A 21,091-nucleotide genomic window follows, 5' to 3' on the forward strand; every position below is an offset into this window, starting at 1 on the left:
TAACGTCATTTTCTTTTCAGCATTATTGTTCCCAAAGTATTTGTATTTAAATGAACTGGTTAAAGAATTTAAGGGTGTTTATAAAGCATCTTGCTGAGATGATTGGAAAATTTTGAAACACAGTTCCTTTTATTGAAACATTAAAAATAAAGGTGATTGAGGCGAGAAAAAAATTACTGTCTGAGATTAATTATCCGGGTGATGAGTATAATTCCGGGAACTAGAAATGGTGATGAGCAATTGATATATGCTTGTTAGTTCAGGCAAATCTTCTCGTCCCGGGGGTTGTTATGAGTAAAATAGTGGTGAAAAATGTAAATATGAATGACTTAAAAGCGTTGGAAGAGCCTTCTGAAGCGGAGTATGAAAAATACTTTAAAGTAGTGTTGTATCGAGGAGGGTACCCTGGCTTTCAGTTTGAAACCTACGCTGTTAACTTTTTGTCAACAATGGCGGGGAATTATAGCAACTGCTTTTTATTGCATGAACTTGATAAAATGCAGGGGGCAACACTGTACAATAAAGCTTATACTCATTTACTAGCTAGTAGTCATGTTACTAAAAAAATCCTAGATGACATGATAAAGAAAGCTATTGAAATGAAACTAAATGAAGAATTCCTTCAAGTTGAAAGTCTAGTTCCATTATTGGGAAATTTAGGTGATTTATCGGACTCTGATTCAGATCGGCATCATCAAATCTTTGAGGATCATATTCTTGACACTCTTGAATATGCACGAGAAAAGGCACCAACCCATTCTGAAAACAGCGCTAAATTTAAAGAGTATGGATTCCTTATCTTGGATAAATCCAATTCAATTAAAAAATATGGGGCTATCACAGTTGCTGCTACCAAAAGTCTGTTAATGGACCTGCTTATTGATAGCCATGACGATACGGAATTATCAAAAAATCAAATTGATGTAGAATTAAATACCATTATTAATAAATGGATTAATACTGGAAAGTGCAAATCTTCTGCAAAAGGCAGAAATCAGGAGCTGATCTCAAATATTGAGGACTCAAAAAATCAAAAAATGTATGTAATTGTATGCCCTAAAGTTGCAGAAGTAATGGAGAAAAGCGGTTTTCTAAGTAAGGGGTCGGATAATGCATAATTCCATTATTCCTTACGTTGGGGGGAAGTATGAACTAGTCCCTCAGATTGTCCCTCTAATTGAATGGTGTGCCGAATCGTACAATTTGATAGGGTTGATTGAAGGTGCTGCTGGAGGAGCTCGCATCATGCTTAATATTCCACCAGATTTATTCGAAGATAGAATACTAAATGATATGGATCTTTCCTTAGCTAAACTCTACTCAACTATTGGTGATCAGCAATTGGTTTATCAATTAATTGAGCGACTGAAAAATCTGGGATACTCAGAGGAGGTATTCAAAGCTGCAGTTCTTGATCGTTATCTCGATGCTGAACTGGCTGATAGAGGAATTTATAAAGGTGCTTCAAGCTTTGTAAATGCTGCAGCGTATACCTATATCTCAGCCCATCATAGCTTCGGTGCGAATATGAAAAGTTATGCTAGGCATAAAGAAAGAGAATCCTATTACAACTATTTTGAAAAAGTTGACCGTCTAGATGAATTTCAACCACTACTTGAAAGTGTAACAGTGCTGCATGGTAGTTGCCTTGATCTCGTTGATAAGTACTATAACCGGCATAAATACTTTATGTACATTGATATGCCATATCCTGAGAAGACAATGAGAGGAAACAACCACTACCGTTACAACTGTCCACATGAGGTACATGAAGAACTCGTCAATAAGTTGCTAGGTACCAGTATGAAAGTGGCTATAAGCAGTTATCCTTGTGATATTTATGATCGACTATGTGAACACGGATGGAAAAAACTATTTCTAAAGATGAAGAGTGTAACGATCGGAAGAGTAGCTGGACAAAAGGGTGCCGAATGTCTGTATATAAATTTCGATATTCCATTTTACCTAGAAAATCAAATCACTTCGGACTATTGATACTAACTTGTTAGTTATTAAAGAACTTTTTCATATAAAGATGAATTTCCCGTTTGTACGCAAGATATGTGAGACTGTAATGATTGGAGTCCTATGGAAGAGCACCATGGGGCTTCAGTTGTTTCAGTTATGGTTTAATCTATGTAGATATTCAATTTCTCTTCCAATGCTTAAAGAACACGTATTTCTACTGATTTCAGTGTCTAAATGTCCATTCTTCCATTGTTCTCTGTTTCTTTTCTTGGGGTATAGCGGGGGATGTATTTAGCTGCTATACACGGCCCAAACGTGCGTTCCTAATTATTTCCCTTCTCCTTATATTACTTATGCCCTTCAACTCTTTACAGGGGTGTTTACGGTGCTTATACTGCGGGTATGCCTATTATTTATATTGGCTCAAGCATTAAGCCTACGTTTCCCCTCGTTTTTTGAAATAACTTGCTTTCCAGTATCGGTTCAAGGTATTCTAAAAAACGTCTAAAAGCTAAAAAATGGAATAATATGATAATGTATTTCAGTTTGTTTAAGTGCACTATCTTTAAATTCACAGACTTGACCGGAACTCTATTTGTTTGAAAAGTTGAGAGAGCGAAAGAGCTAAAGGGATACATGTACATGGTTTAGGTTTAAGAGGGTACTTGTTTTTTCAGGAGTTAAGTGCAGTTCAATGTACTTCTTATCAGCAAGGTAAAGCCTATACGTTCTTTTTCTAGCACTGCAAAAGACTAATTTAAATGATTCATAGAGTGTATTACCTCTTGGGGGTAGTACACTTTTTATTTTTGCCAAATTGTTTTTACTTCAGGAAAGAAAATCTGAGCGAAGATATAAGAAGGAGGAACAAATGTTACGTGTAGAGTGCAGTGATTTAAGCATCGGAGTAGAGATTGAATTTACACGCTTGAGCCGAAAAGAGGCTGCAAATGTAGTAGCAGAGTTTTTTGGAACTGCTTCAGAGTTAGTGCAAACAAGTCATGATAACTATCAGATAAGGGATTTAACAAATCGTATTTGGAGGATTAAACATGATGCCTCTGTATTGCCACAAAAGATAGTGAAAGGGGTTTTATTGAAAGGATCAGACGAATATAAATGTGAATTGGTATCTCCAGTTCTTCAATACTCAGATATTCCATTGCTCCAGGACCTTATTCGGTATCTGGTTAAAAACGGAGCCGGTACTAATGAAAGCGCAGGATTACATATTCACGTTGGAGCAGAACGCTTTACACCGAATAGCCTGAGAGTACTATGTAACATCCTGTATGCTAAACAGTTACTTTTAAAAAAATCAATCGGGGTAAATCATGTCAGAAAGTGGTATTGCAAAAATTTGCCGGAGAACTTCATAACAGTTCTTAATAAGCGTAAGCCAAAGACATTTGAACAATTTGCTGATATATGGTACAGCGGACAAAATGAAATACATAACAACAGGGATAAACAATATCATATAACTCGATACCGAATTCTAAATTTACATCCACTCCTTGGAGGAACCCAGAACACAATAGAATTTCGTCTATTTAATGGGAGCCTAGATCATCTTGCAGTCAAATCCTATATTCAGTTATCCCTATTGATCACAGCACAGGCTTTAAATCAAAAGAAAGCCACCAGTCGGATTTCCAAACAAGAGACGGGTAATGACAAATATGCTCTACGTGTCTGGTTATTAAAGCTTGGGGGTATTGGAGATGAGTTTAAGACGATGAGGCACTATCTTATTGCACATCTAAATGGTAATGCTGCATGGAAAAATCCCCGTAAAGCTAATGAAGGTATATCCTCCGATCCCGGCTTAGTATAGTTCTAACATGTAGGGAGGGAAAGAATACAGAATTAAAGTAACGCCAATAGCTATTACGGCTACTAAAGCTGGAGTGAAAGTATTGAGAGTTGAAGTTGTGAAACATTCTAAATAATTGGGGAAATAAAAATAATTTTATGACCTTGTTTCGCAGCGTAAATATATATTAGGGAGAAGAAGACGAACATAAATGTCAAAGTTAACACATCAACTAGACTAAGATGTCAGCAACGATAATGACAAAGAATTATGATATGCTTCTCCCTACCGCCTACTTGTAATCTTAGCTTGAATTTAATATTTTTATGAGGTTGCTACATTGGGTAAACACTGTTGACTGTAATAGGCTCAAGCCAGTTAACTCACGTATAACCTCTGTTTGTTGATTGTACTGTTAAATAAATTTGTAGAAGAAAAAATATTCTCTTTAGAAGCGAGAACCTAAAGCTTACAAAGAGCGAAAACATTTAGAGGAGCGGTACTTCAACTTCATTTATATGCGTGATAAGATCATCTCCATTAACTCCAGCAATAGAATATGCCTAGTCAACCATCGTACGATCCTTGGCAAACAAAGGTACCATTTTATCATAAATACCACTGATTTTAGTATCATGATACATTTTGTGAACCATAAATTCCGAGTTACAAAGTACAATGGCTTTCTTACTATAATCCATCAACATTTGCTGAAATAATACTGCCCGTTCAGCGACCACAAGGGAGTAAACAGCAGCTTCCCCATTTGCAGTCTTCATCCCCCGATGATCCATAATTATATTCAATTCTCCTTACTCATACGAAGAGCGCACATCTTTTAATTCAACATTCTCACCTGTTAAGTAGACCATTGACCTGAAAAGCTAATACCTTATTTCCGGGATCAACGCAGTACTTGAACCGTTCTGAAAAAGGGACTATAAAGTCTTTCTGCTGATATGCAGCAGCTGGTGTTAATTTTTCTTCTGAAAAAATGTATTCAACAGAGACATTAAGAGAGTTAGCGATTTTTTCTATGTTGCTCAGGCTCACGTTTTGTTCACCCCGCTCAATTCCTCCAATGTAAGTCCGGTCCATATGACATCGGGCTGCTAAGATTTTTGGCTCATACCACTACGACAACGAAGCGCCTTAATACGTTGCCCAAAATCAGTAAGAATGTTTATAGTTATCACCCAAACCTTTTATAATACTGAGTACACAATAGGTTAATTATACTAATGGGACTATCCGAAGGAATTGAGATTTTTCTGAATTTGGACAAATGATACTCATAGTCCGCAGAGATTATGTGATTGTATTGTTATGATTTTTAAGGGGGATGTACTCGTTTGGAAGAGAGCTGAGAGGCTTGTGGCTGTGAAGAATAATCATGCAAAAAACTCTTTTTGTTTGTAGAACACATTGTGATATTTACCTTTAAACACCATTGGAAATTTGCTATACTGCAACCTTGTACACTGGAATAATATAGTGCATGTAATTCACGGGAAAACAGAAACTGTTTTGCGGAGGATGAATTAATGAACAATAACGTAGGTCTAACCAAGAATAAGGGTCAGGTGCTACTGGAAAAGAGAGTATTATTGTGTTTAGCAATAAGTGCAGCTTTGCTTCTTCCGTTAGGACATGTATATGCAGATGTTGCAGTTCCTCAGGTGGCTAAAAGTACACTTTCTCAAGATTACATAGTAGAGATAGACGGGGTAATCCAGAGTTTTACCCAACCACCAGTTTCTATGTATAACACGACCATGGTTCCCATGAGAGCTATCTTTGAAAAATTAGGAGCATCAATCAAGTTTGATGCAAAGACTCAGTTGATCACGGCAACGAAACAAAATATAACTATTAAGCATATTATCGGTACCAACATAGCCACTGTAAATGGTTTAATGGTCATCTTAGAAGTAAAATCACAAAAAATCAACAACACGACAATGATACCCTTGCGCTTTGTTGCGGAAGCATTAGGTGCAACTGTAGGTTGGAACCCGACTAAGTTAACAGTCAGCATTTCAAGTAATGAAGCAGCAATTATCCTTCCAGGTGCAGGGTATGCATATGGCTTTCATAACTACGGTTCAGATAACTTTCAGCAGTACACAGCGGTTATGCAAATTATTGGGAGTGCAAAAGAAACGTATCCTCTCATGAAATTCGATGGCGGAGGGAGATACGAGAAGTTCTACAATGATTATTTAAACGGAGATAGAGCTTCCAACTATGCTGAAGGAACTCTGGAGAGCAGAGGGTTAACTCAAGCAGAAAATGCTATGGGGGCATTAATTAACAATGGAGTAAGCGTATCCAAAACAGAAGAAGCATATAAAATTGCACGCATTGGAGCCTTACTTTTAAAGGGAATAAGTAATCCCGGCGATGGTTCCCCTTCTTCAGCGTACGATGCCCTAGTCGTTAAAAAGAGCGATTGTGATTCTGATGCCAACGTCCTCTCTGCGGTATTCGATTCTTTTGGGTATAACACTGCAATCATAGCCAGTAAAAATCATGCCGATATGGTAGTGCAAATTGACGGTAAGTGGTACACTTACGCCGCTGGTTCGTTTGAAGAACTTTCCGTTACAAATCTATCAGCGCGTGGACTTTATGTGTATACCCAACCCACTACAGGTTCGTTTGACTAGCAAAGATAACTTAGAGGAGGTCAACCAATGAAATTTAAGAATATAGCGACAATTCTAGTCGCGGCAGCAGTAGCTATCGGGGGTATTTCGGTAGCACCTGTAAAAACAGAAGCGGCAACAGTTATGATCGATGGGTATTCTTATTCTAGTGAGGTTGTAAATGCTCTAAACCATCTGAATGGTATTCGGTCTAATATGGGTCTAGATCCTGTAAAACTAAACCCTTTTTTAACAAAGGCTGCGGAAAATCACGCCAATTACATTGATAGTAATTCTGAGTACGAACACACAGAGGTTCCGGGCAAGAAGGGATACACTGGAGAAACAAGTTCATCTCGAATGACCGCCGTGGGGTTCAATAGATCGGGATATGTTACCAATGAGGTACTTAGTTTTCACACAAGCTCTATTGTGGAAGCTATCAATACCTTTATGGATACAGCTTACCACAGAGCACCTCTGGTTTCTGTATCAACAGTAGAGGTGGGTTTGGCAGTATCGGGCAAAAATGTAGTTGGGGAGATAGCTACTGTTTCAACCCCCAAAGATGGGGTAGCGATGTACCCGTACAATGGGCAAACAAATGTCCCGTTGTCTTTTGACGGTTTTGAAACCCCGAATCCCTTAGAGCAATTTGGAGTGAATAGATCAGGATACATTTTATCTCTTAATGTAGGTGGAGTGGCCTTAAACGAGACAAATTCAAAGGTAAGTTTGACATCAAGTGCTGGTAAGAGTTTAAGCACTTTTGTTTTCGGAGATTTAGGTACTTTATTTATACTATCAAAAGATATTTTAAGCCCTTCTACAACATACACAGTTTCGATAACTTACACCCCAAGTTACGGATTATATGCTGGACAAACTAGCACTAAGAGTTGGTCATTCACAACTACTTCTTCCGGTTCTTCGGGAAGTAATACAGGAGGAACAACAACTCCTGTCAACAGCAAACCTCAACCAAGCAGCACTATCCCGGCAACAGGTAATGGTAGCAACACAGGTAAGTACACTGCGGATAACATTGCAGTAAAAATCAACCAAGCCATTGTATCAGTAAACCCTAAGCCGATCTTAAAATCCGGTAGCACCTTCATCCCCTTGAGAGGGGTATTGGAAAAGCTGGGAGCGTCCTTGATTTATGACAGCAAGACAAAAAGTATCTTCATCACTGAGGGGAACACAAAAATCTCCTTAACAATCGGCAGTAAAAGAGCATATGTAAACGGAGCCTTAGTAACTTTATCAACAGCACCGTTTGTTAATGCATCCGGCAGCACCTACGTCCCTTTACGGTTTGTCAGTCAGGCGCTTGGGGCTTCGGTAGCTTGGGATCAGGAAAATTACATAATTAGTATTGAAACAAAGTGATATATAAACAAAGAGCCTTGGCAATGTATTAAAGGTTCTTTGTGTTTTTTAACAAAAGCCATACCCTATATATTTCAATAAGTGGGAGTTTTTTTACGTAAGATTCTTGAAGTGCCAATAAATCGTTTTTTTTCTAGAGGTGTGATTTGAATTGTGCAAATCTAAAAAAATTATAGAGCTATGCTCATCAAGCTGATGTTCTATAGCATATGCAAATGCTAAATGTTGTTTTTAAAGTGATAAATTCAGAGGAATATTTTATAGGTAGCCTCTTTCTTATTCTCTTCAAGGAAGTTATTATGTCAAAGTTACACCATTTTTAATTAAGGGGAGGGGGTTAATCAATGAATTATCTTGAATTTAAAGATAATGGCTTTAAACGAGCTGTTGAGAAACAACTGGGATTGTCACAAAGCCAACTGACTTCACAAAACATTAGGAGTATCAAAGGGATAGTTGTAAGTACATCTTCAGAAGAAATCCTTCCAATCCCGTGGATTTTAGATGGGTCAGCGTTTAACATGCATAAGCCAAACCTTTATTTCAATATAGCTGAAACAGAGAATGGCATGTGGGAGGAGGATCTGAAACTATTTAGGCATATCTTGTCGTTGTACTTATTTGTACCTGTTGGAAAGCTTGATTTTCTTAGGCAGTTTCTGAATTTGAGTGATCTTTATGTAGGGAAGGGGAGTACTACAAAAGATTGGTCATTCTTAGAGTACTTACATTACATGACTTATCTATTTTTAAATGGGGTATCATTCCCTGATCTTGAGATACTACAGAGACTATCAGTGTCTCAGAATAAATTGATCTCCAGAAGTGGAAAGTTGAGTACTCGGCATAATAGACTTACCTGTTTATGTATGACGCAATGCAATATTAATGATGTATCGCCCTTAGACAATTGTAAGTGGTTAACCGAACTGGATTTATCTCATAATAATATCACGGAGTTTAGCTCTTTGTTGGGGCTTCAAAGCCTCTATAGTTTGACTTTAAGATATAATTGTCTATCTGACTTGTCCTTTATTACAGATGATAATTGTGCAACTATTAATCATTTGAATTTGCGTCATAACAATATTGTGGACATTACTTCTTTGGTCCATATGTCAGAGATCAGTAATCTTTACTTGGGGTATAATCCCATTGTTGATTTTTCTATCTTGGATCAGATGCAGCTTCGTAGTCATGACATTAAAGGTTATAGTACCCGTAGGAAAAGGATGTAGAATTTGATGTAATAATCCAAAGTAACTTAAAGTCAGAATTCAGTTCTTGTAGAAACCTCAAGAGGTGTCATTTCACCAAGCTGGGGGCTGATTATTGCGTTAGACTAGACAATAGACTTAATAAGTCCATTACCGTTAATATCAAACATCTGAAAAGCCATTCCAATCATGTCTTTATCTGAACCAAATAGAGGTATCGTTTTGTCATGTATCCCGCTAATTTTAGTCACATGATCCATTTGTTGCTGCATAAATTGTGAGTTACATAGAACAGCGACCTGTTTGCTGTATTTTGTCAGCTCCTGCTGAAACACCACCGCTCTTTCTGAAACCTCAGGTGAGTAAACCACTGGTTCACCATCAGATGCTTTCATATCTCGATGGTCCACAATAATATTTAATTCATCTCTTCCGTAAGCGGAGCAAATCCCCATTAATTTTTTGCACATATAATCCACATCTGGACCAGTTAGCAGTCCGGTCACTTGAAAGGCTAACACTTTCTTTTCGGGGTCAAGTAGATACTTGAAGCGCTCGAGGAATGGGATAATAAAATCTTTCTGCAGATATGCTGGTTCTGCAGAGAAACGTTCATCAGAAAATATGTACCCCAAAGAAACGCTGAGGGCCTCAGCTATTCGTTGCATACTGGCTAATGTAGCATTACGTGTTCCCCGTTCTACTCCACTAATATAAGTACGGTCTAAACCAGAACGAAAGCTTAGTGCTTCTTGTGACATACCACTCCTTGCCCGGAGCTCCCTTACTCTTTTACCAAACTCAACTTGGATATTCAAAACAATCCCCCCCAGAGACATCTATTCAAATTAAATTATAGCAACAATTAGATGCGTTAGGTGTGAGCTTTGTCGGTTTTTGGAAGATGTGACTCATAGTCTATAGAATGGAACGTTGGATAAGTATATGCTCATTTCTGAAAATGAAAGATATCAAATCATACAGATTGAGAAGTTATAGCGAGCATAGTTTAAAGAATCATGATAATTCAACTTATAATGGTGCCCATTCTAGTTCAAACGTTAATACGAATGGGAAAACAGATAATATAAACTAAGGGTTTGATAATTATATTACGTGTAATATAATACATACTGTAGAGTGTTCGTATAATTACGAGAGGGAGTAGTGTTGCATTGAGAAAGAAAATGTGGAGCATACTTTGTTGTTTGGCTATTTGTATATTCGTCTATGTACAGAAAAGCGAGGCCTCAGGGAGTAGTGTGACTTTGAAGCTGCCTAATGGAGCAAATTACTATGGTGAGGTCAAAAATGGCAAGCCTTCAGGGAAGGGGACGATGATTTGGTCAAAAAATAAATCTTATTCAGGGGAATGGATCGAAGGAAAACGTTCAGGATATGGAAAGTACATATCGGTTGAGAAAGACTATAATTACAGCACAGAAGGAGACCCTACTTTAATTATTTATGCTGGAGAATGGAAGAACGACATGTTTAATGGGCATGGGGTATACAGAAGGCAAGTGTTCGCTCCAGTTGTATACGGTTTCCAATATAAAGAACAAAATGGGTTTTTTGCTAACCATAAATTTATTAAAGGTTATGAAAAGGAGGAGTTTCCCTACTCAATGTATTTAAAGTACAATGATGGGCTGACTAGGATCAGCTTGGATATAAACAAGGAGACTTGGCAGGAAGAGTGGGATAATACATTGGAGCAGCTGATAAGTAATAAATACATTACTGTATCAATCAATAGAAATCAAACTAGGGAAGAATATGACTCAGATAGTATCTCATGGACTAAAGATAAGGCTAAGGTGATAAAAGCCTTAACGCCTTATTATACAACTTTCAACAAAATGCTGAGTTCTTATCTCACAGATCAAGGAGATAAGTTCATATTTAATGAAGAATATTCTATTAACTAAGACGAAAAGGATGATATATGATGAGATTCAATAAAGACAAGGTTAAAGGTTTTGTGACGGGAATGCTGACAACTGTATTATTCGCTTCCTTAATGGGAACGGCTTTTGCTACTTCAGGTACCTTGAAGAGCATAAAAGTAGTAGAGGGTGGTATCAAACTATTTGTAGACGGTCAATTGGTAAAACCATTGGATGCTGCAGGTAATATAGTTGAGCCGTTTATTTATGATGGCACGACATACCTACCTTTACGAGCACTTTCTAATGCGCTGACAAACAATCAAAAACCTGTGAAATGGGACCCGGATACATCATCTATTTATGTAGGACAAGCACCGGTTGCTGCACAAACTGATATTTCAGACATTGAGGTTTACGATATGAATGGTAAAGTTTATAAGGAATCATACTACTACGTGTTGGATGAAAAGGTGGCCGTTTTCAATGGACTAGGTAGCAATTCTTATTATACATATATACTTCATTCGAACTACAGTGCACTTACTGGGCAGTTCGTAGTTCCATACACTACTCTTGGTGATTCTACTACTTCTAACTTGAAATTCTACAGTGTTGACAAGAAAGGAAATGAAACTTTACTAAAAGAATATGCCACATCAGCAGGAGATGAGTCTAAAGCTATTGATGTAAATATTTCTGGAGTGGAGATTCTAAAAATAAAAGTGGGAGATGAAGGAGTACTATTTAATACGATTTTAACTGGTATTAAATGATTAAATAGGCTATTGACCTGAGGGGATGTTTATAGAAGGAGAGTTATCTATCAGTACCAATGAAAATGATATGGTTAAAGTTGTGACAAAGTTATTATGAGGCGGGGCTAATATTGGGCGAAAATTTTAAAAGTATAGATACGATAGTACGTGGCAAGCTATTTGGCATATCGTTAATGTTAATAACAATACTTCTCCTAACAACTACTTGTCCGATTATATCTGAAGCATCTGAAATAGGTATAAAGTCACAAGATCTGCAATCTACTTCCCAAAGCAAATCACATACCTTAATTCTTAAAAAGGACGGCAGCCTGTGGGCGCATGGATCTAATCAGAATGGGAAACTCGGCGTTGGATCATGGGGAGAATTTACGGAGTCAGTAGAAGTTAAGGGGATGTCTCAAGTCAAGACCATGTCTGCAGGAGAGGACTTTTCACTTGCGGTTAAGAATAATGGGTCAGTTTGGGCTTGGGGAGGTAATTATTACGGTCAACTTGGAGATGGAACTGATACTTATCGAAACACACCTGTATATGTAAAAGGGATTTCTGATGCCATTGAAGTATCTGCAGGAAGTTCATATAGCCTTGCGCTTAAGAGAGATGGAACTGTTTGGGAGTGGGGGTGGAATTTCGCTGACCATTTTACTGAAGGAGATCGACATGATATTCGAGTTCCAAGGCAAGTTATAGGGTTATCAGATATTAAAGCCATTGCTGTAGGTAGGGCTCATGCTGTCGTTCTTAAAAAAGATGGAACAGTCTGGGCTTGGGGACAAAATAGTTCACAACAATTGGGAGATGGTACGAAACTGGAACGTGTTACACCTGTTCAGGTACAAGGATTAGATCAAATAACTGCTATTTCAGTGGGGGACAATCATTCTATTGCGCTTCGCAGTGATGGCACTGTATGGGTATGGGGACATAACGGAGTAGGACAACAAGGTGATAACATTCATATACCTAGATTATCCCCTCAACAAGTTTCCGGATTAAATGGAATTATAGCAATTTCTGCAAAAGGTGATCATTCATTAGCTTTAAGTAAAAGTAATGTACTTTGGGCTTGGGGATCACCAATAGCAAAAGAAGGAGGCTACTGGGTTTGGTCATCTGAGAGCGTGGCTACTTCAGATAAAGGTTCTAACCCTGTGCAGGTAAGGGGTCTATTCAATCAGGATATTAGCAACGTATGGGCAGGACCTAGCGGCTTCATTGTGAAGTTTAAAGACGGAAGTGTTCAGATGGTAGATGTGGAGTATTCTCGAAACCAATTTCAAAGAATCTTTGCAGGCGGCAATAGTTCTATGGTTCTCGACAATGATGGTAAACTATGGTCGTGGGGGTATTTGAATCAAGTCTCGTTCTTAGGAATTGGGGGCTATACTATTGATCGACCGTTATTATCAACTACTATAAGTGATGCTGTTGACATGGCTGCTGGTAATAATTTTATTATTGCTCTCAAGAAGGATGGTACGGTATGGGGCTGGGGGGAAAATAAATTTGGACAGATTGGAAACCAAACAATTAATTGGGATGCTATACCTGTATCGAATACTTATGGTGTGAATTTGAAAAACTCAGAAACTAAGGAACAAGAAAACGCAACGTGGGATATAAAGGAGATGCCTGCATTACAGATTCAAGGTTTGAGTCAAGCTCAAGCAATAGATGCAGGTGAAGGGCATTCTAGTGTACTACTTAAGGATGGAACAGTTCGTACTTTGGGGAAGAATACCAATGGGCAACTTGGGAATGGGACTGTTCAAAACAGTAATATGCCAGTAATAGTGCAGGGACTCAATAGAATTATAGCTGTGTCGGTAGGGAATAGCCACTCCCTGGCACTAAAAAATGATGGGAAAGTATGGTCTTGGGGTTCAAACGAATACGGCCAACTGGGTAATGGAACTAATAAAATGAGTAGTATACCTACAGAGGTAAAGGGATTGACAAACGTAATTGCGGTACAAGCAGGTGCGAATCATTCTCTTGCCCTAAAAAGGGATGGAACGCTCTGGACTTGGGGCAACAACATTAACGGACAGCTTGGTAATGGAGCGAAAATAAACCAGAATAAACCCGTCCAGGTAAAGAACCTAACAAAAGTTGTTTCAATTAGCGCTGGAACGGCGCACTCAATTGCAATCACTCAGGATGGTCAATTATGGGGTTGGGGGAATAATAATAATGGGCAAATTGGAGTTAGTCAATCTGGTGAAGTAACAACACCGGTTAAGTCCTCATTGTTATCAAACACCGTGGCAGTATCAGCAGGCGCATACCATACAATTATACTGAGAAAAGATGGTTCTGTTTGGTCGTTAGGTTTAAACCATGAAGGGCAACTAGGGATTGCTAGTATTAATACTAAAACATCGGTTCCTAGAGAGATAACATTCCCTATCAAGGATAGTTGGAACGCGAAACGTATCATCACAAATTTATAAGTCGTTGGAGATGTGTTGTAGTTCTAAACACCTCTATAAGCATGCAGATGTTTTATAAAACTGTACGCTTATAGGGGTGTTTTGTTTATATTCTAAACGGATGGTCTTCTGTCCTTCCATTCATCGATATCACGGGGATCAACTTCGAGTATCTCACAGATATGCAAAGCAATATTAACAGTTGGCATTGTAATCCCATGTTCTATATTTTGATAATGCTTCAAAGAAACATTTATTAAGCGGCTCATTTTCTCTTGAGTAAAGTTTTGTTCATTTCTGGCTTTGCTGAGCTTCAACGGAAAAACATCTCCTTGATCTTTTCCTTAATCGTAGACAATACGCTAACTTTTAATAACATAGTATAATTGGCGTATTATAGTACATAAGTGATGGATTGTGTGCAACATACATATTGAGATGTTAAATCGTAGTGATGATCAATGAACTCACATTGCAAAGTTAATAAATTTCTAGAGCTATGAGTGTCAGTGATGATTGGTTAATGGTTTAATGAACATCAAAATGTAATATGTATTCTAGAAGCGGAGAGTGTAAGTGATTTCTACCAACGCTAAAAGTGATCGGTGAAATTCTTTTCAAGGATGGTAACCAAAAACTACTGAGAAACAAGGGGAAAATCGAAATGACAGTATAGTACTCTCCGATGAGTCTATACTGTCTTCCTTTTTTCAGTGAGCTATCTTTCTTAGCTCTTCACGAATAATAATTTAATTTTCAGAGTAGCCCCAGGACAAAAATACATAGATGTACACCGTTATAATCCTATGTTAAGGGATATCAAGCCAGGTGTTTTAGTGTTTTTTTGGTATGAATCAAGAAGGGGGAGATTTGTTGAAGATCCTTGTTACTTTACAAAGACATCACGCACGTTATTCTGAGTTGATATTTTCCGACCACATTGACATTCAAGAAAGGATATTATTAACGCAGAAATACAATGCCCTTAGAACTATTGAATTTTTTATGCTCGAAGATTTTTTGGAAACTTTACCAGACCATTCTCGCCAATGTGTTAGGTACAACTGTTTGAGTGGCAGAAGCCCCATTCTAACAGCAGCCTTCCTTAATTTAGATGTTGAAGAGGTTAGAGCGATCCTTTCAGAGATTGAGACGAAAATGGAAACGTTCGTTGGTGTTGAAACTATCAATAATATTGACTTAGCCAGGAATGAAAATGGCGTTTCTAAAGCATTGGTGCACTTTAAGTCAAACGTGATAAAGCATCAAATTAGTAGAATGCTAAGCAAGCCGTACTGAATTGAGAGAGCGGTATTCAACATTTCCTCAAATAGCAAGAGTTCTAAGAGTGATGCTTTTCGCCTTAAAGGAACACTATCCGTTACATCGGACTGCTGTAATGTATTTGGGGTCACACGCGAGGGTCGTAACTCTTGATTTTTGGCCTCCTAAATTTGGCTTGAATTTTGAATGGTAAAATGCGGGTTTATCGGGTGTCATAACTGGGGGTCATAAATAAAATTAGGCGGTGGGGTAAATGGGTAAAATTATTGGATACTGCCGGGTCTCTACAAGAACACAACTTGACGGTAATAGTCTAGAGCAACAGAGCCTGGAGATTAGGAGCAGATACAATAACGCTTTTATTATTGAGGAACAGTATAGTGGGGCTAAAGATGATAGGCCTAAGTTCAGCTCCTTGATTGCAAGATTAAACGCCGGAGATATTGTAGTAGTCACCAAGCTTGACCGGTTCTGTAGAACTGTAAGAGAGGGGTTGCGATATGTTGAAGAGCTACATAGGAGAGGTGTGATAATACATATTTTGAATATGGGACTTGTTGAGGATACACCAGTCGGGAAAATGCTATTAACCAATCTGTTTGCATTTGCAGAATTCGAAAGAGCTATGATTATTGAGAGAACGCAGGCCGGTAAAGCTCTGGCAAAACAAAAAGAAGGTTTCCGTGAAGGAAGACCTCCGAAATTTACAAAAAAACAATTGGATCATGCCATAGAGATATTGCAAACACGCACAATGAAGGAAGTTGTTGATATTACGCGAATTAGTGAGAGTACTATTAAGCGAGAGCTTAGAAGAAGGAGAAGCGAAAAATTGAATTAATTAGAGTAATAAGTAATAAAAAGTTGCAAAGAACTTCTTGTAGATTGAAATATAAAAACTATGGAAATTCTTATTAGGATACTGTCTTGTTATTAAACTATAACTCGTGATATTCTCCTTATGCCTAATCGAAATTAGATTTCTTAGAAAAGTTGATTTTTTCAATTGTAAGATATCAATTAAGCATCGGCTTAAGTTATTTTACAAGTTTTCCCATGGGCTCATAAATCTATGAATAGTAGAGGAGTTCTGAAAAAGTGGAGATACTAAACTTAGGATTGTGAAGTGGGGGGAAATCTACGATGGTAGTTTCTATGGTTGTTCTTCCCATTTTCATCGGTAATAGTATAACTACTCTAGTCAATACAAAGTTCTTTTTTAGAGAGAGAATGAGAAATGAACTGACTTTAAAAGAGCATTTAATACTTAAGGGAAAAGTAACACCTGAGAATATTAACTCAATTCAGAATGTTAAGATGATAACCACAAATAACGAGTCATCAATACAAAGGGTTAAATTAGTGTGTAAACATAATAAGCGAAAGGAATCCATTATTACTGATTATGAGCCTACAGGCAGATTAAACATAAATTATGCAATCTTATATATACATTGTAACAAGTATCCATAGTGATTGTATTGTCAAATACCAATATAAACTAAGTATGCTTTGTTGACTGTTGGTACTATAAATGTTACCCTACCATTATATTAATAAACTATCTTCTGAATGAACCTTGAAAACTCTATATGTTATGAAAGGACTTGGGACTATGTCAATGCACTTAATCCATCAGCATCCAAACCTAGTCTTAACTGAGGAAGTATATTACTTAATTTCCCAGAATCGTCTGTGTAGAAAAGCCAAAAAGAATCTTTTCAAGGGGTTTTTGTCCCTTGATGTAAATGGTTTGAACGTAGACAAACTTGGTGGGAAACTCGTTAAAACTTCTGAGGGTTGGGAATTGGTAGCAAAGGGAGATTCCGAATGGAGATTTAAAATTCGTGAATTAATGAATTGCGATTCTTCCATCTATGAGATTACAAGCTATTATAAGAAATAGGTGGAAGAAGGATGCGAACAAGTGCTTACTGAGAAGGTCTGTATGATTGATTACAGATCTTCTCGGTAAACAACTCCAAGACTTATCAAAAACGTATGAGTTTAATTTCAGAAGTTAACGGATAATTTCTTAGAAGAGGGAGATGATAATAAGAAATAAATATACATTTTTTGAAGAAGGCATATATCTAGGAAGGAGAACAACAAATGAGTTTAGATTGTATTAAAACTGGTGACGTTGTTGTTCATGATCTCCAAGAGTTTAGAACATCTGAAGAAGCTCTTTTAGAGATGGAAAAGAAGAAAATAATAGAATCAATAAAAGAATCTCTAGACTCTAGTAATATTTCAATTAGGAAGCTTGCTCAAAAGGTAGGTATGAAACATCCTCAAATTATTAGAATTACAAGTGGAGAGAATTACAACATTGAAACATTAATTAAGGTATTAGATGCTATGAATCTTGAGATAACTATTAACAAGAAACAAAATCAAGTTGGCTAAGAAACTAGCCTTTTGAATTCTGACCTTCTGAAATTACATTGTATTCTAAGTATGGTGAATTAATTGATTGAGTGTATTTTTACTACGTGAAGAGGTAATTAGAGTTAAAGTCTATGTAATTTATAATATTGTTATCAAATTTAATTTGGAACTTAAGATGTAATTATTAAGTTGTAAGATCGTGATAACATTTTGGGACATGCTGTATATTGTTTTGAATAATTGTTTAGTCTGAAAAGAAATTATTTTGGAATTTAAGATGTAATTATTAAGCTGTAAGATTGTGATAACATTTTCGCATGTGCTGTATATTATTTTGAATTAATTGTTTAGATTGAAAAGAAATAGTTTTTCTTTGAAGCCAAGTCTGTCATCTGACAGACTTGGCTTTTTGTTTTTACAGTCAACACGCTGATTAGCACAAACAAGGAAAAATACTTTGAGAAAACAATATGAAAACCACATGGAAGTGGCTTGTCTGAGAATCTGAACATTCTTAAGATTTTGTATTATTTTCTGCAAGTAAATTGATACCAAGATGGAGGAAATAGCCTCAGGCTGCATTGCAGTGCTTCAAAGTATTGCACAAGTGTTGTTTGCAGTAAAACCAAATGGGATGATCAGGCTGTTTCCTGTAATCATAAACATACTTCTCATGCCTACGATCTGCGTCTCTTGTTTATGATATTTTGACTTAGGCAAAGTATGAATGTGATAAATTTTAATTGCCTCACAGAGCGGTAACATTAATAAGGAGGTATTGAAGAATCAGAGTGCCATACCACAGAGAAAAGTTGAGTTTTGGCTGGTTGCCTATACGAAGGTTTTTTAGTGCTATTAAAGTAAGTATCCGCTGGTCAGAAATTTATGAGACTAGTAAGTAGAGGTTATATTTGACAGAGTGGTAATACTTGTGATACCATCTTTTTAAGAGGTTGGTAACATTAATATTACCAATTTGAAAGGGTAATATTAGCAGGTATGGAGTATTCATCTTGGTGTACATAACAGATTGATAACTGCTGATAAATAGATTTTTTCTATAACAAGAATGTCTCCCTTTGACTATAAAGGGAGACATTCATAAAGTATAATGGAGGGATACCTATGGTATTTATAAAAGAAAAGTTTAATAACCCAGGTATAATCTGGACGCTTGGTATGTATAAACCCTACTGGGTTTATACTCCTAATGGAAAAATAGTTAATCCAGATTTCGATACATTCTCTGGAAGAATTCTGGATGTTAAACAAAGTAAGCTTCCTGCACTAAATGATTTTTTTAAACGGCTTGATCGAAATGTTTCTAAAGGAGTATCACTCTGTGTAGTTCCTTCTCACGACCCTGCTAATACTGAGTCAGGGATGAAATGGATTGCGCAAAGATTAGCCCAAGGAGGAAGAGTGGATGCCACTTCCTGCTTAGTACGCCATAAAAAAATTGATAAACTTGCACATGGTGGAGAACGAAGCAAAGCAGTTCACTTAAACTCCATACGTGTAGACAATCAAGATCTTGTCAAAAATAAAAAAGTACTACTGTTGGATGATGTAACTACGTCAAATAATTCATTATGGGCGTGTCAAGAGCTCCTTTTAAAAGGAGGGGCTACTGTAGTCCAGTGTCTAGCACTGGCAAAAACGGAGGGGTATTGATGCTAGATAAAGTACACATATTAACATTATTGGGTTTGCCAGGTTTTGGACGTAACTCAGTCAATAAAATTATAGAAGATGCTACTTTTACACCTAATAGTCTTTTAGAACTTCAAGATTTGGTTCATATAGTCAAAGAAAACTATTCACGACTAAAAGTTCCTTCTATTGCCTCGCTTGAAGCAAGTTATAATTTTGCACGAAGTACAATTGAAAAATGTTATCAACTAAACATCCATGTGATGGGGAGGTCTGATGTAGACTTCCCCCTTCGTCTTAAGAGTATTTCCGACGCCCCGGTACTCCTGTATGCAAAAGGAAACTACAAGTGTTTAAATGCAGATTTGTCTGTAGCAGTTATTGGAACAAGAGAGCCGTCAGCATACGGAGAACGTTGTGGAGAATTGTATGGAAAATGGTTTGCTGAAAAAAAGTTAGTAGTTGTGAGCGGTTTGGCTAAAGGTGTTGATGCTGCAGGTCACCGGGGGTGCATCAGTGCTGAGGGGCAAACAGTCGCTGTGTTAGCACAAGGACTAGATACTGGTATTTATCCTGCTGAGAATCGTTCATTGGCACAAGAGATTCTTGAGCGTGATGGTTGTTGGTTAAGCGAATATACCTTGGGGGTCCGCGGAAGACCAAATTTTTTCGTAGAACGAGATCGTTTACAAGCTGGATTGAGTGCGGGAGTAGTAGTAATTGAAACAGATATCAAGGGTGGGACAATGCATACAGTTGGATTTACTCAGGAACAACAAAAACCATTAGGATGTCTAAACCACCCGGAAAAGTATTTAATAAACAATGATAAAGCTCGCGGTAACAGATATTTAATTAACCAAGGGAAAGCATTACCGCTTTTTAGTCAAGAGGACATTGATATGTTTATTGATAAAATGCAACCATTACCTGTTTTAAAACAAAGTATTTCTGAAAAAAAGGCTAAGTTGGTTAAACCTCAGAAAGCAAAGCCGGAAGGCTATGATCAACTTGAGTTTTTTTAAATAAGGAGGAGCCATTGTGGGAATTATATTTGATTTAGATCAAACATTAATTGAATCTCATACTGCAGAACAATATAGAACGGCTCGAAAATGGGATGTTGTGTATGAAATGGTTCCCAAACTAACACCATTTGAAGGGATACATGAATTGTTGACAGAATTAAATCTTAATTCAGTACCATATGGGATTGTTACTTCAAGCCCAGCTTCATATTGTAACAGGATAATCAAGCATTGGAATTGGAACACGCAGTTTACAGTATGTTTTCACGATACTACCAAAAGAAAGCCACATCCTGATCCAATCAACCTTGCCGTGCGAAAACTAGGATTGCCAAAACAGTCCATTGTGTCTATTGGTGACGACCCAAATGATGTTATTGCATCCCGAAATGCAGGTGTTATTTCTGCTGGAGTTTTATGGGGAGCTAAGGATCGTTCGGCATTAATTGCCAGTAATCCAGACTATCTATTTGAGACAATAGAAGAGATGTCTAATTTTTTACGTAACCAATTTATATCTTAATGCCTTCTTATAGGTCTGAGTAGAGTTGTCTATTGTCTAGCCGATAATATCAGAAAGTGCCACATTAA

Annotated in this window: 20 protein-coding genes; 16 read left to right on the forward strand and 4 right to left on the reverse strand. The window is 37.3% G+C overall.

Features of this window, described 5'->3' with window-relative positions; genetic code table 11:
- Positions 1 to 290: 290 nt before the first annotated feature.
- The 3 genes from F1381_RS20560 (at position 291) to F1381_RS20570 (ending at position 3,805) form a co-directional block, all read left to right on the forward strand.
- Complete coding sequence (locus F1381_RS20560) at positions 291 to 1,118, forward strand: hypothetical protein (protein WP_151736723.1); 828 nt, start codon at positions 291 to 293, stop codon at positions 1,116 to 1,118.
- The gene (locus F1381_RS20565; protein WP_151736724.1) at positions 1,111 to 1,995 is read left to right on the forward strand and encodes a DNA adenine methylase; all 885 of its coding nucleotides are present in this window, start codon (positions 1,111 to 1,113) and stop codon (positions 1,993 to 1,995) included. Before F1381_RS20560 ends, F1381_RS20565 begins: the two co-directional genes overlap by 8 nt.
- Before the next feature lie 844 nt (positions 1,996 to 2,839).
- Complete coding sequence (locus F1381_RS20570; RefSeq protein WP_151736725.1) at positions 2,840 to 3,805, forward strand: amidoligase family protein; 966 nt, start codon at positions 2,840 to 2,842, stop codon at positions 3,803 to 3,805.
- A gap of 542 nt (positions 3,806 to 4,347) precedes the next feature.
- Here the strand turns inward: F1381_RS20570 and F1381_RS20575 are convergent.
- Both F1381_RS20575 and F1381_RS20580 read right to left on the reverse strand, forming a co-directional pair.
- Complete coding sequence (locus tag F1381_RS20575; protein ID WP_187355475.1) at positions 4,348 to 4,563, reverse strand: hypothetical protein; 216 nt, start codon at positions 4,561 to 4,563, stop codon at positions 4,348 to 4,350.
- 73 nt (positions 4,564 to 4,636) lie between these two features.
- Positions 4,637 to 4,903, reverse strand: coding sequence for a helix-turn-helix domain-containing protein (locus F1381_RS20580; RefSeq protein WP_281349938.1), 267 nt, complete (start codon positions 4,901 to 4,903; stop codon positions 4,637 to 4,639).
- 425 nt (positions 4,904 to 5,328) lie between these two features.
- On the opposite strand from F1381_RS20580, the gene F1381_RS20585 reads away from it, so the two are divergent.
- The 3 genes from F1381_RS20585 (at position 5,329) to F1381_RS20595 (ending at position 9,062) form a co-directional block, all read left to right on the forward strand.
- Entirely contained in the window at positions 5,329 to 6,453 is a 1,125-nt protein-coding gene (locus F1381_RS20585; protein WP_151736727.1) for a stalk domain-containing protein, read from the forward strand.
- Between the two features lie 27 nt (positions 6,454 to 6,480).
- Entirely contained in the window at positions 6,481 to 7,824 is a 1,344-nt protein-coding gene (locus tag F1381_RS20590; RefSeq protein WP_151736728.1) for a stalk domain-containing protein, read from the forward strand.
- Positions 7,825 to 8,168: 344 nt separating this feature from the next.
- The gene (locus tag F1381_RS20595; protein ID WP_151736729.1) at positions 8,169 to 9,062 is read left to right on the forward strand and encodes a leucine-rich repeat domain-containing protein; all 894 of its coding nucleotides are present in this window, start codon (positions 8,169 to 8,171) and stop codon (positions 9,060 to 9,062) included.
- Between the two features lie 104 nt (positions 9,063 to 9,166).
- Here F1381_RS20595 and F1381_RS20600 read toward each other — a convergent pair whose 3' ends face one another.
- Positions 9,167 to 9,859 (reverse strand): helix-turn-helix domain-containing protein, encoded by a 693-nt coding sequence (locus tag F1381_RS20600; protein WP_246188128.1) that lies wholly within the window; start codon positions 9,857 to 9,859, stop codon positions 9,167 to 9,169.
- A gap of 450 nt (positions 9,860 to 10,309) precedes the next feature.
- Between F1381_RS20600 and F1381_RS20605 the strand changes: the two genes are divergently transcribed.
- From F1381_RS20605 to F1381_RS20615, 3 genes are all read left to right on the forward strand, one after another.
- The gene (locus F1381_RS20605; RefSeq protein WP_187355476.1) at positions 10,310 to 10,972 is read left to right on the forward strand and encodes an MORN repeat-containing protein; all 663 of its coding nucleotides are present in this window, start codon (positions 10,310 to 10,312) and stop codon (positions 10,970 to 10,972) included.
- 20 nt (positions 10,973 to 10,992) lie between these two features.
- Positions 10,993 to 11,706 carry a stalk domain-containing protein gene (locus tag F1381_RS20610; RefSeq protein WP_187355477.1) on the forward strand — a complete coding sequence of 238 codons (714 nt, stop codon included), beginning with the start codon at positions 10,993 to 10,995 and terminating at the stop codon, positions 11,704 to 11,706.
- A gap of 113 nt (positions 11,707 to 11,819) precedes the next feature.
- Positions 11,820 to 14,165: an RCC1 domain-containing protein gene (locus F1381_RS20615; RefSeq protein ID WP_151736733.1), complete on the forward strand. Its 2,346-nt coding sequence runs from the start codon at positions 11,820 to 11,822 to the stop codon at positions 14,163 to 14,165.
- A 92-nt stretch (positions 14,166 to 14,257) separates the two neighbouring features.
- Here the strand turns inward: F1381_RS20615 and F1381_RS20620 are convergent, their stop codons facing one another.
- The gene (locus tag F1381_RS20620) at positions 14,258 to 14,461 is read right to left on the reverse strand and encodes a helix-turn-helix transcriptional regulator (protein ID WP_151736734.1); all 204 of its coding nucleotides are present in this window, start codon (positions 14,459 to 14,461) and stop codon (positions 14,258 to 14,260) included.
- A 532-nt stretch (positions 14,462 to 14,993) separates the two neighbouring features.
- On the opposite strand from F1381_RS20620, the gene F1381_RS20625 reads away from it, so the two are divergent.
- The 7 genes from F1381_RS20625 to F1381_RS20650 all read left to right on the forward strand — a co-directional run bounded on the left by F1381_RS20625 (position 14,994) and on the right by F1381_RS20650 (position 21,023).
- Positions 14,994 to 15,443, forward strand: a complete 450-nt coding sequence (locus F1381_RS20625) for a hypothetical protein (RefSeq protein WP_187355478.1) — start codon at positions 14,994 to 14,996, stop codon at positions 15,441 to 15,443.
- A gap of 238 nt (positions 15,444 to 15,681) precedes the next feature.
- Positions 15,682 to 16,269: a recombinase family protein gene (locus tag F1381_RS20630; protein WP_151736736.1), complete on the forward strand. Its 588-nt coding sequence runs from the start codon at positions 15,682 to 15,684 to the stop codon at positions 16,267 to 16,269.
- A gap of 756 nt (positions 16,270 to 17,025) precedes the next feature.
- On the forward strand, positions 17,026 to 17,334 hold the full coding sequence (locus F1381_RS28425) for a hypothetical protein (RefSeq protein ID WP_187355479.1): 309 nt from the start codon (positions 17,026 to 17,028) through the stop codon (positions 17,332 to 17,334).
- Positions 17,335 to 17,540: 206 nt separating this feature from the next.
- Positions 17,541 to 17,837 (forward strand): helix-turn-helix domain-containing protein, encoded by a 297-nt coding sequence (locus F1381_RS20635; protein WP_151736737.1) that lies wholly within the window; start codon positions 17,541 to 17,543, stop codon positions 17,835 to 17,837.
- A 1,107-nt stretch (positions 17,838 to 18,944) separates the two neighbouring features.
- Positions 18,945 to 19,493: a ComF family protein gene (locus tag F1381_RS20640; protein WP_151736738.1), complete on the forward strand. Its 549-nt coding sequence runs from the start codon at positions 18,945 to 18,947 to the stop codon at positions 19,491 to 19,493.
- Positions 19,493 to 20,497 carry a DNA-processing protein DprA gene (locus F1381_RS20645; protein ID WP_187355480.1) on the forward strand — a complete coding sequence of 335 codons (1,005 nt, stop codon included), beginning with the start codon at positions 19,493 to 19,495 and terminating at the stop codon, positions 20,495 to 20,497. The genes F1381_RS20640 and F1381_RS20645 overlap by 1 nt, the downstream gene beginning before the upstream one ends.
- Positions 20,498 to 20,513: 16 nt before the next feature.
- Positions 20,514 to 21,023 carry an HAD family hydrolase gene (locus F1381_RS20650; RefSeq protein WP_187355481.1) on the forward strand — a complete coding sequence of 170 codons (510 nt, stop codon included), beginning with the start codon at positions 20,514 to 20,516 and terminating at the stop codon, positions 21,021 to 21,023.
- Positions 21,024 to 21,091 lie beyond the last annotated feature (68 nt).

The sequence above is a fragment of the Paenibacillus tengchongensis genome, from assembly GCF_008973665.1.
Lineage (GTDB): Bacteria > Bacillota > Bacilli > Paenibacillales > Paenibacillaceae > Paenibacillus_AQ > Paenibacillus_AQ tengchongensis.

Coding starts and splice junctions, on each gene's coding strand:
- F1381_RS20560 (WP_151736723.1), top strand. CDS start 291: ATGAGTAAAATAGTGGTGAAAAATGTAAATATGAATGACTTAAAAGCG.
- F1381_RS20565 (WP_151736724.1), top strand. CDS start 1,111: ATGCATAATTCCATTATTCCTTACGTTGGGGGGAAGTATGAACTAGTC.
- F1381_RS20570 (WP_151736725.1), top strand. CDS start 2,840: ATGTTACGTGTAGAGTGCAGTGATTTAAGCATCGGAGTAGAGATTGAA.
- F1381_RS20575 (WP_187355475.1), bottom strand. CDS start 4,563: ATGAAGACTGCAAATGGGGAAGCTGCTGTTTACTCCCTTGTGGTCGCT.
- F1381_RS20585 (WP_151736727.1), top strand. CDS start 5,329: ATGAACAATAACGTAGGTCTAACCAAGAATAAGGGTCAGGTGCTACTG.
- F1381_RS20590 (WP_151736728.1), top strand. CDS start 6,481: ATGAAATTTAAGAATATAGCGACAATTCTAGTCGCGGCAGCAGTAGCT.
- F1381_RS20595 (WP_151736729.1), top strand. CDS start 8,169: ATGAATTATCTTGAATTTAAAGATAATGGCTTTAAACGAGCTGTTGAG.
- F1381_RS20610 (WP_187355477.1), top strand. CDS start 10,993: ATGAGATTCAATAAAGACAAGGTTAAAGGTTTTGTGACGGGAATGCTG.
- F1381_RS20625 (WP_187355478.1), top strand. CDS start 14,994: ATGAATCAAGAAGGGGGAGATTTGTTGAAGATCCTTGTTACTTTACAA.
- F1381_RS20630 (WP_151736736.1), top strand. CDS start 15,682: ATGGGTAAAATTATTGGATACTGCCGGGTCTCTACAAGAACACAACTT.
- F1381_RS28425 (WP_187355479.1), top strand. CDS start 17,026: ATGAAAGGACTTGGGACTATGTCAATGCACTTAATCCATCAGCATCCA.
- F1381_RS20635 (WP_151736737.1), top strand. CDS start 17,541: ATGAGTTTAGATTGTATTAAAACTGGTGACGTTGTTGTTCATGATCTC.
- F1381_RS20640 (WP_151736738.1), top strand. CDS start 18,945: ATGGTATTTATAAAAGAAAAGTTTAATAACCCAGGTATAATCTGGACG.
- F1381_RS20645 (WP_187355480.1), top strand. CDS start 19,493: ATGCTAGATAAAGTACACATATTAACATTATTGGGTTTGCCAGGTTTT.